Source organism: Tunicatimonas sp. (genome assembly GCF_049647865.1).
Taxonomy (GTDB): Bacteria; Bacteroidota; Bacteroidia; order Cytophagales; family Cyclobacteriaceae; genus Tunicatimonas.
This window is the reverse complement of the sequence record NZ_JBARYM010000477.1, coordinates 1-4,098: the sequence shown is the minus strand read 5'-3', so window position 1 is coordinate 4,098 and position 4,098 is coordinate 1. Positions and strand designations below refer to the sequence as shown.

2 protein-coding genes and 1 pseudogene are annotated in these 4,098 nt (G+C 44.3%); all 3 read right to left on the bottom strand.

The window, feature by feature from the left end; translation table 11 throughout:
- Positions 1–570: pseudogene (locus WBA23_RS14160) on the bottom strand (hypothetical protein); the annotation flags it as partial.
- A gap of 225 nt (positions 571–795) precedes the next feature.
- Complete coding sequence (dnaG, locus tag WBA23_RS14155; RefSeq protein WP_424582929.1) at positions 796–2,775, bottom strand: DNA primase; 1,980 nt, start codon at positions 2,773–2,775, stop codon at positions 796–798.
- A 119-nt stretch (positions 2,776–2,894) separates the two neighbouring features.
- Positions 2,895–4,098 (bottom strand): hypothetical protein (locus WBA23_RS14150; protein ID WP_424582928.1); only part of this gene is annotated, 1,204 nt, incomplete at its 5' end.

Below are 4,098 nucleotides of genomic sequence, written 5' to 3'. Positions count from 1 at the left end.
AGCATTTTGCAAAAAGGTAAGTTTTCCCTTCTGCCATAGGTCGGTAGACTTGGAAATCAATATGGTATCATCTACATCTGAAATAACCCCAAAGTGAGCAGCATCGCCAGGAACCATCACCTCGCCGGTAGCTTTTACCGCACCTTGGTCTTCCACAATCTGATCAATCAACTCAAATTGTACTTCGCGCCAAATTAGATCATCGGGTAATTGTTTGTTGGTAGTAAATTCAACCTGAAAATAGCCTTCGCCATCGGTAGAGATTTCTTGGGTCTGTTCTTGGAAGGTAGCTCGCAGCCGAGCGTGCGGGATCTCATCACTTTCGTAGCGATGTAGCATAGTCACCAAATTCTTCCATGCTGGATCATCTTCTTCAGGTCGATCAAGACCTTCATCTTCTAGCAGTCGGCCTTTGATATATAACACTTCGTGGTTGCCATAGCCATAGTAGGTTTGGATGACGAAAGGACCCAGAGCCCCCACCTTTTTTTTAACCATGAACTTAGCTTGATCAAGTGTATCTTCTACGTCGCTAAGCACCGATAATAAAAAATCTTTAGGGTTCGCCATTACGAATAGTTTGATTCAAAAAATTCTATACAATTAAGAAGCTGTTTTAGTTAGTTTTTTTCGGGCTACAAACATGCCTTTTGGGCTGTAAGAGCGTTACTTTTTCAGTCCGTAGCTCTGCTACGCTCTTCAAAAATGCCTTGTTTCGCTCCAAAATTCGTTGTTTTCGCTCTCGAATAAAAAATTGAAACAGCTTCTAAGAAAAGCCGTTAGCGATAAAATTGTTTAGCCTACAACAATACCTAGCACTTTGGCAATTTCTTGCTGAGACCGTTTGAGCATTTGATAGTCTTTCAGTATTTGAAACTGGTCTACTTCATCGGTTGTCTGTTTTAAATTTTGTCGTTGCTCTGCCATTAATTGACCAAGGTAGGCGAACTTTAGCTCTAAAATACCCCGCTGAATTACTTGATGGAGTATGTCTTGCTCGCGGGTTACATATATTTCGTGCAGTAGCTCCCAGTTTTCGCTGAGTACATAGTGATCTACCACCAAATCAATCACCTCTTTCTTTGTTTCTTCCGAACCATGCTCCACTAACCAAGCTTCGGTGACAGTAGCTCCGGCCAATGTTTGTTCACGATAAAACTGATAAAGCTCTTTGTATATCGGAGTCTGAATAGTTATATCTTCTAACTCGTAGTAGATATAGTCGTACACCTTAACGACTTCAGTAGCTTCGGTAGCTGGTTCACTTTCCTGAACCTGAATGGGTTGCTGGCCGTACAGCACTAGCACCCGAATGATTTCCCGCTCTTTAAAGTAAATACTAGGCTGAACATTAGTGATGCCGTCCTCTTTAGTAGGAATGCTAAGGTCTGCTTCGGGTAAAGCCTGGGTTTCTTCTTCCATCAGCCTCCCTCGGTTTTGCGAGGTGCGCGCTTGTTGCCGATGAATTTTATTCATCTCAGTTACCAGCGTCTGCTCATCAATTTCCAGCTGATTACTGGTCACCTTGACATACACTTGCCTTTGAATAGGATCGGGCACTTTGGCAATACTGGCTACTACCTCGCGAATAAGTTCGGCTTGGCGAATGGGGTCGTTCTCGGCTTCGCGCTGGTAAACCTGGGTTTTAAAATTGATGAAATCAGTACGGTGCTCTTTTAAAAAATTTTGCAGTTCGGTAGCGTCCATTTTCTGAGAGAGGCTATCAGGATCATCTCCTTCGGGCAGCATTACCGCTTTCACCTGTAGCCCTCCCTCAAGAATCATATCGATACCGCGAAAGGAAGCTTTTAGCCCCGCGGGATCGCTGTCGAAAAGTACGGTTACGTTTTGAGTGTACCGACCAATCAATCGGATTTGCTCCTGGGTAAGCGAGGTGCCAGACGATGCTACTGCATTTTTTACTCCGGCCTGGTAAAGCGCAATAACATCTGTATACCCTTCTACCAAGTAGCAGTTATCTTCCTGCCGGATGTTTTGTTTGGCCTGGTACAGTCCGTAGAGCACATCGGACTTATGGTAGATAAGCGTTTCGGGAGAATTAATATACTTGGGCTGGCGCGATGCTGCGCCCTCTTTGGCGTTACCTAACATACGGGCACCAAAGGCTAATACCCGACCAGAAATATTATGAACAGGAAACATCACCCGTCCCCTAAAGCGATCATATTCCTTATTATCCTCTTCTTTTTGTATAACTAGCCCGGCCTTAACCAGAAATTCTTTCTTATAGCCTTTCTTCAGAGCCGATTGCAAAAGTCCATCCCACTGATCGAAACTATAGCCCAGCGAAAATGCGTCAATCGTTTCATCGCTGAAGCCTCGCTCTTGCAAATAAGTTAAGCCAATACTCCTTCCTTCGTCGCTTTTCCACAAATTCTCTCGGTAATATTCCGCCGCGTACTTCATCACGATAAATACGCTATCGCGTTCATTACGGGCTTCCAATTCTTCGTCGGTAGCTTCTTCTTCCGGAATGTCGATGCCGTACTTTTTGGCCAGATGCTTAATAGCTTCTACGTAGCTCATACCTTCAGCATCCATCAAAAAGGTGATAGCATCACCGGCTTTACCGGAGCTAAAATCTTTGAAGAAGCCTTTTGAAGGAACTACGTAAAAGGAAGGAGTACGCTCGTTATTGAATGGGCTGAAACCCCGAAAGTTACTTCCATTCTTTTTTAAGTTTACATAGTCACCAATTACCTCCAGCACGTCGGTACGTGACTTAATCTCATCTACAACTTCCTGCGGAATCATACGAGTGAAGGTAAATCAAACCAATGGATTTTAATAGTAATTTGGGAGTAGGTTATACTCACTCTCTTTGTTGGATATAGCGCGAAGCTTACTAAAGTGCAGCCAACCTCGTTCTCAGCTCAGGTAGTTTTCTTATTGAAATACTTACTAAAGACAATAAATAAAACCCCACAAAGTAGCCAAGCGGGTAGCGTGACGAAAGAAAGAAACACATCAAACTGAAGAGATATAAAATAAAAGATCCCAAAACTTATAGCCCAAGCCAGTAAGACTGATTTGTTGAACTTAGTTTGGGTAGCTTCCGCGTAATTTTTTACGATACCAGCCTGCTTAGCAAAGAAGTGTTCAAATACAATTATGGCACCGAAGGGCGCCAGAATAAATCCGTATAAGGCTACAAAGCCAAGTAGCTTCATAGCAAAGGCTGGGAAGATACCAGCGATGGTAGCAATAGCCCCTGCTAAGATGGTCACTTTAAAAGTGGAAAGTTTCGGGAGAATTGCCTGAAAAGCTAAACCGGCCCGATAAATGGTTGGATTAGCGGTTGTCCAGCCCGCTAGAATGACGGCTACAACCCCGAATAGACCAATGGCATTGTAGGTTAGTGGCCCCGGTGCCACGGGTGGTGCTTCACCAGCAGCTAAGTAGGCTTGCGCTTCTCCTGATTTTAAATATACTGCGTACAGCAGAGCGGCAGCAATCCAGGCCATGTAATGCCCTACGTACATGCCAGCAGCCGTTGTCCAGCCAGCACTAGCATCTTTGGCAAAGCGAAACACCGAAAGATCAGACATGCCAATATGCATTGCTGCATTGGCAAACCACGACCAAATAACCACGTGCCAAAAGGTATATTTTATTTGTCCGGGAAATGGTTCTGAACCCTCACCCCAAATGTTCCAGAAATCAGCGAAGCTACTGACGCCTAACTGGCTCAGTGCCACAATTCCGCACGCCAAAAATGCTAGCACAATAAATGGTGACATCCAGTTGGCCGCCTGGGAAACAGTATCGTAACCTTTGGCGGCTACAATGGAGATAACTATCCCAATAGCGATTACAATGACTATCCAAGTTATTCCATTGGGCATGGTGTCAGAAAGCTGGGGCATTGGCATATTTAGGGGTACGCCTACAGCAGTAGCCGATACGGTGATCATCGCACCCGCTAAAAAGCAGAAAAGTATTCCATTGGCTAAATTATAGCCCGTTACCAGACCTTTACCGCAGATCTTTTCTAATTGATAGTATAGTGTTAATCTGTTTTTAACCGCAATTTCGGCTGTGAGAAAACGCCAGCTCAATACTGCTAATAAGTTACCC

Coding starts and splice junctions, on each gene's coding strand:
- dnaG (WP_424582929.1), bottom strand. CDS start 2,775: ATGATTCCGCAGGAAGTTGTAGATGAGATTAAGTCACGTACCGACGTG.